The organism is Rhizobacter sp. (genome assembly GCA_021153565.1).
In the GTDB taxonomy this organism is placed as follows: Bacteria; Pseudomonadota; Gammaproteobacteria; order Burkholderiales; family Burkholderiaceae_C; genus Albitalea.
In genome coordinates, this window is record JAJKJU010000292.1 from 1 (window position 1) to 6658 (window position 6658).

At 62.6% G+C, this 6658-nt stretch carries 3 protein-coding genes and 1 pseudogene; all 4 read left to right on the top strand.

What is annotated here, in order from left to right; all coding sequences use genetic code 11:
* Positions 1 to 2426 (top strand): annotated as a pseudogene (locus AC30NL_RS18445) (hypothetical protein); the annotation flags it as partial.
* A gap of 57 nt (positions 2427 to 2483) precedes the next feature.
* A complete protein-coding gene (locus tag AC30NL_RS18450; RefSeq protein WP_489465447.1) occupies positions 2484 to 2864 on the top strand; it encodes a hypothetical protein in 381 nt (126 codons plus the stop codon).
* Positions 2865 to 3000: 136 nt separating this feature from the next.
* Entirely contained in the window at positions 3001 to 3459 is a 459-nt protein-coding gene (locus tag AC30NL_RS18455; RefSeq protein WP_489465448.1) for a hypothetical protein, read from the top strand.
* Between the two features lie 269 nt (positions 3460 to 3728).
* A partial coding sequence (locus AC30NL_RS18460) for a beta strand repeat-containing protein (protein ID WP_489465449.1) occupies positions 3729 to 6658 on the top strand: 2930 nt, incomplete at its 3' end.

A 6658-nucleotide genomic window follows, 5' to 3' on the forward strand; every position in this document is an offset into this window, starting at 1 on the left:
CCACGAAGAGTCTCACGGCCAGCGACATCCAGAACAAGGACGACTACGCGGCCAGCGGGTTCAGCGTGAGTGCGAGCGTGAGCGGCAAGCTGGGCGATCAGAGCAGCCAAGCGGCCCAGGACCGCATGAGCGACAAGGACAAGGCGGCGGCGAAGAACGCCAAGACGGGCACGGGGCTGACGCCGGGCATCGGCCAAGCTTTCGGGAGCCAGGGCAGCGCGACCAAGAGTGGCATCAGCGGGGCGACGATCACGTTGACAGGCGACGGGACGAGCGCACCGGAGAACCTGAAGCGAGACGTCACGACCGACAAGGACTCCAGCGCCAGCCTCAAGAAGGCGTGGAACGGCCAGCAGTTGATGGACGACGTGCAGGCGCAGGTGCAGCTCACGCAAAGTGCGCTGCCGCGCCTGGCCAACGAAATCGGCACGCAGATGGGCAAGAAGGCCGTTGAGCTGCAAGCACAGGCCCGGGCCCTGCCCGACACCGACCCGAACAAGCAGGCGCTGCTGGACGAGGCGAAGAAGTACGACGAAGGCGGGGTGTATCGGATCGCGGCGCATGGGGCGCTCGGGGCGACGGGCGGAGGACTTGCAGGGGCAGCGGGTGCAGCCGGTGCTGCCGCGGCAGCACCGATGCTCGACGAACTGCAAGGCAACCTGCAAGAGCGCCTGACCGATGCCGGCGCGAGTGCCGGTGCGGCCAAGGTGATGGCGCAGCTCATCACCGGTGGTGCGGCCATGTCGGTGGGGGCGGCCGTCTCAGGCAGCAGCACCGCCGGTGCGTTGACGGCCGCGAATGCGGACTTCAATAATCGGCAGTTGCACGCCACCGACAAAGTCACGGCCAGGCAGCTCGTGGCGCGGGCAAAGGCGCAGGGGTTGACCAATCCCGATGGATCGCCGATCACGGTCGAGCAGATCGAGAACGCCATGCGTTCGGCCAACTACGACAAGGGCAACGTCCACGAAACGATCCTCACGGGGTTGGTCGTGCCGCTGAACGCCAACACGAAGGCGAGCGAGATCTACGACAACACCGGGATGGAGGTGAGTAAGAATGGCGACAGCGCCTACCTCGTGCAGCGCTCGAGCATGCTGGCGTCGCCATCGCAGGCCCTGCGCACACTGATCCAGCAGGGCACCGGAGGAGCCGGGTCGCCCTACAGCTGGGACAGCGCGACACCCGAAGCGGTTGCGGCCGCCGCCACCGCCAAAGCGGGGGTATCGCCGACGTCGGGCATCCACTACGAGCTGCGTTCGGCCAACGGGAAGAGCTTCAGCCTGCCGGTTCCCGACTGCCCGGCGGTGAGCTGCACCAACGGCGACCCCATTGCGTGGTACGGCGGAACGGCGCAGGACCAGACGACGCTTGCCGCGTACAAGGAGGCGCTGGACAAGCAGATGAAGAAGGAGGCGGTCACCAGTGCGCTGGTGGTTGGCACCGTCGCGACCTTGCCGGCGACGCTGACCGGCGCGGTGGTGGGGGGTGCCATCGTGGGTGGTGGCAGTTCGGCGGCCGATCAGGTGATCGACAAGGGCAAGGTCGATGACCCGTACCAGGTATTCGTGGAGACCGGCAAGGGGGCTGTGTTGGGTGGGCTTGGATACGGAACGGTGGTCGTCGGGGGCAAGGTGCTTGGCTCGGTGGCCACGTTGGATGACTTGTTTGTGGCGAGCACGGCGACAAAGGTCGATGCGGCCGCTGATGCGTCCTTGTTAGCGAGCGGTGGCAGCGGCAGGACAGTGAAACTGCCTCCGGCCGCTGATTCCACGGCTACCAGTCCGTATTCCAGCAAAGGGATGCAGTACGGATCGACGACGGTCGCGGATGCGAACGGGAATCCCGTTCCGACAGGCACGGCGGTCCCGAAGGCTGGGACTGTAGGAGCAGAATCCAGCGCGCGAACGTCAATTGACGTCAAATCAACCAGTGCAGTTCCGGAAATTCTTCTTCCAGATCCGCCTGTCGGTAATGGACCGCGCTCTAGTAACGCGCAAGGTATTGGGTTTGACGGCTACGAGCCGCCTTTGCCGACTACACCAAATGCGACTGGAACATTTCGGGCGGGACAAAGTTCAACCCTTCCCCAGCATTTGATGGATGAGGGAGGGCTTACGCAAGGAAAGAACGTCTATGGTACGCATGACATGGACGCGTTCGATCAGGCTCTCAAAATTAATGGTGGGTCCATTATAAATAAAACACAAATTCCTGGTGCTGTTGGTATCTATCGCATCGACTATCAGTTGCCTGGAATGAATCCGACGGTGAAAACAGTCTTCGATCCAGCGATGTATCCGGCTGTTGATATGGAGAAAATGGTACAGTCGGCCGCCCAGGCGGCACTCAATCAAGCGGCATTAACGGGCTCTGCCGGTCAAATGTTTGTTAATGTCGGTGGTGAAGTGGAGTGTAATTGTTAAGTCTGGTTCTGGCGGGGTTCTTAATGTTCCAACTGCATTTCCTGTAGGAGTGGCAACATGGCCGTGATGAATTTTAAATATTCATTGAATGATGATGGGTTGAATAGGGTTCTGAGTTTTGCTCTTGGATGCCTTATCTCCGATGAGCTAATGCTATATGGCGTTCCTGGGGTTTCTAGTCTTCTGTCGACTCTCTTTGAGGAAAGGGGTGTTGGTCATGAGACGGGAGTTGAGATTGATGCGTTCCCGAAGAATAAAAATAATCCGATTGATCTATTTCTGGTGAGCTATCGTGAGGATGGGTTGGAGGATGCTGGATTGTTTACGTTGGAGGAATTGCGTCAGGGAATTCGTGATGAGTTGAGTCGTCAAGTTATTCGAAGCCCGGAATATAAGGAGGCGGCCCAAAGGATTGCTGAAAAATTCAATCTTAATTAAATGAAATGCGCTGTGGTGGTTTTATGAGTTGATTATTATGTTTTGGAATGAGGATATATATCGTTGGGCGCATGAATGACCTGCGATAGCGTACATTTTCAATGTAAGCCCTGCAAACCACGACACCGCAGTTCCAATGAAATCCGTCTTTTCACTCCGAGAGGAGCTCGAAAAAAATCCGCAGCGCGTCGAGAAGACGCAGGCGCTCGCGCTGAATACCTCGAAGCCGACAATGGGTCTCAGCGGCAGGTACGGATTGTTTGGCTCCCATGAATGGTGGGGCAGCATCACCGATAAAAAGATGCCGCTTCAACGCCTTTCTGGGGTGATAGTGCGTGCCTATGTCGCAGGGCAAGACCCGGACGACATCAACACTGTGGATATTCGGATGGCGAACGGCGAAGTTCAGCCTGTAGGAATCTACTTGAACGACAAGGCGGACCTGCCACTATTTCAAATAGGGCACCTTGTTTATATTGTATATGCCTTGGATGAATTGAAGCTGCAGCCGGCGCAAGATGGTGGGGTGAATGTGTCAAAGATTGCGCTTGAAATGATGGTTTCAATGAGTCCTGTGGTCAATCTGCCGACTTAGGCGTTTTATATTAAATGTAAGCTGTAAAACATTGATTTCTACAGATTTATTCGTTTAATCTATTGACGGGTTGATCGATATGTTCGACTGAACAAGGTGAATTCATACAGAATTTGATGCTGGAGTTATCCGAACGGATTACCAGCGACGACTTTGCGCGGATCGCGCGATACCCCTGCTTCCATACTGCTTCCATGTCGGCAGAGGAAGTGGCTCAAGCGGCAAGATCGTCGGCGACACCGTTAGCGCCACCACGTTCGATGTCGCCAATGACGCCGGCCTCGTCAGCGCGCAAGGCCATCTCAGGCGGCGCGCTCGACCTCGCGAGCGGCAACCTGGCCAACACCCAAGGCGGTGTCGTGGCCGCGAACGGCAACGCAACCCTTGCCACCGCTGCCCTCGACAACACTGCGGGCAGCATCAGCAGCGGTTGCGCGCTGGGCATCCACGCGAGCGGCCCATTGAGCAACGCCAGTGGGCGCATCACCTCGTCGGGCGCGTCGAGCGTGAATACAGCAGGCCTCACCTCGAACGACCTGGGCCGCATCACCGCCGGCATCACGCTGGCCGTGGACACCGGCACGGGCGCCTTGAACAACGTGCGCGGCACCTTGGCCGGCAGCGGCGCCCTCGAGCTGAAGGCCGGCAGCGTGGACAACCGCGCGGGGGCCATCGCCAGCACCGGCAGCCAGACCCTGGCCGTCTCTGGCGACCTCGACAACCGCGCGGGCGGCCAGATCGCATCGCGGGCTTCCGTGAACATAACCACGGCCCAGGTGCGCAACAGCGGCGGGCAGATCAATGCCGGGCTGGACCTGAACCTCTCGGCCAACACGCTGGACAACACCAGCGGCCTGCTCGAAGCGGGCCGCGATGCGAGCGTGCGTGCGAGCAGCTTCACCAACACGCTCGGGAGGGTCGTGGGCGACCGATCGGTGGCCGTGACCACCGACAGCAGCGGCTTCGGCGGCAACGTCACGAGCGTGGGCGACGTGACGCTGAACGTCGCGGGCGACTACAACAACACCGGCACCCTGTCGGCACAGAACGGCCTGACGCTGAACGCCGCCAACATCGGCAACAGCGGCGTGCTCAGCGCGGGCGGCACCTTGGCGGCCACCGCCAGCGGCAACCACAACGGCGCCACGGGCAACATCACCAACAGCGGCGAGATCAGCGCGACCGCCACGCAACTCACCGCAGGCGGCACGCTCGCCAACAGCGGGCTGATCGACGCAGGAGACGGTCGCATCCAGGCCAACACGCTCAACAACACCGGGCGTGTGTACGGAGACCGGTTGGGCATCCAGGCGGGGACGCTGAACAACGAAGGCGCGGGCACCATCGCCGCGAGGCAGCGCCTGGACGTGGCAGCAGCCACGCTGAGCAACAGCGGCGGGGCGCTGATCTACAGCCTGGGCGACATCGCCATCGGCGGGCAATTGGATGTGCACGGGCTGGCCCAAGGCAACAGCACGCTGGTGACCAACAGCGGCTCGCGCATCGAAGCGATGGGCAACCTGAGCGTGGCCGCCGACGCGCTGGTCAACGCCAACCCCGGCCTGCGCCTGGGCAGCGTCACGACCACCACGGCGATCAACCAGATGCTGATCCAGCCCGAGGGCTCGACCAAGAAGTACAACCTGGGCGACCTGGGGTGGGACCCGTCATACAAAGACAAAGGCGCCTACGTGCTGCCCAGCAGCACGTACCCGATCGACGTGTTCGGGGCGATGCCCAGGACGGCGGCCGTGCAGCAAAACTGCGTGGGCGTCGGCGAGGGGCAGAGCGTGTGCACGACGGTGCACACCTACGCGGCCAGCGATCCCGTCTGGGCGCTGTTCAAGGTGGCGCCACCCGACTACAGCGGGCTGACGGCGCCTGTGCTGCCTGCCGGCCAGAACAACTGCATGGAACGAGGCAGCGCCGCCGACGTCCCGTCGCGGCAGACGGGGGGGGCATGCGGGACATACTGGACCCAGCGCGATGCCTACGACGCGGCGGTGGCGCAGCGCCAAAGTGACGCGGAAGCGGCACTGGAGGTGCAGATCAGCGCCTTCAACAACGACGTCAGCAGCAGGCTGTTCGAGTCGTGGATTGAGTACCAGGTCACCCAGCGCACGAGCAGCGATCCCGTGGTGCTGGCCAGCACGCCGGGGCAGATCCTGGCCGGTGGGGACATCACCCTGAGCGGGGGGAGCAAGACCAACGACAGCAGCGCCATCGTCGCCGGGGGCGCGCTCAGCGTGTTCGGCGAGAAGGTGGCGAACACCGGAGCGCAAGGTGTGCAGACGGTGGCCGACCAGGGACGCACGCGCTCGCGGCACCTGGATTGGCACGGCGGCTTCCACCAAAACTTCAGCGTCGAATACACCGACTGGACTGCCTTCAGCGAAGCGCCGGTCAGCCACGAGCTGACGCTGAAAACCTTCACGCAACAGGAGCATGCGGCCGACCCGGGCACGGTGCGCGACACCAGCGAGACGACGACGCCCACCGATGGGACCAAGGCCGCCACGGTGCAAGCCGCGAGCGCCAGCACACGCGGCACGGGCGGCTCGGCGAGCATCGATGCACCGAACCACGCCAGTGCAGCCAGCGCTTCGGGCGTGTCCACGCTCGCCGCAGGCTCGGCGTCTACGCAGGCCGGCCCGAACATGCACGCAGCCGGTGTGCCGGCAGGCAGCACCGGCGTGACCCCGCAGCAGGTGGGTGCAGGCACAGACGTGACGCTGGTAGCCCCGGGCGCATTGCAGGCAGTGAGCGTGGGCGGCGCGGCGCAGACGCACGACATCCGGGTGAGTGCACGTGCCGCCGATGGTGCGGCGACGGGGGTGCAGGCGGTGAGCCTGGCCGATGGCCGGGTGGCGTCCAGCGATGCACCGGGCGCTTCGGTGATCGATGCGCTCAAGCACGGCACGCCCAAGGCCACGACCGGAACGGCCTCTGGTATTGCGCCGCCGACGGTGCAGCGCGTGGCCGCGGTGGGCAGTGGAGAAAAGGCACGCGACGTGGTGCTGACGGTGGTGCAGCGCCTGCAGCCGCCCACAAGCAGCCTGTTCACGCTGCACCCCGAACCCGGCTCGCGGGTCCTCGTAGAGACCGACCCGCGCTTCACGCAATACAGCAGCTTCCTCGGCAGCGACTACGTGATGCAGCAGTTGGCGCTCGACCCCGAACGGCAGCTGAAGCGCTACGG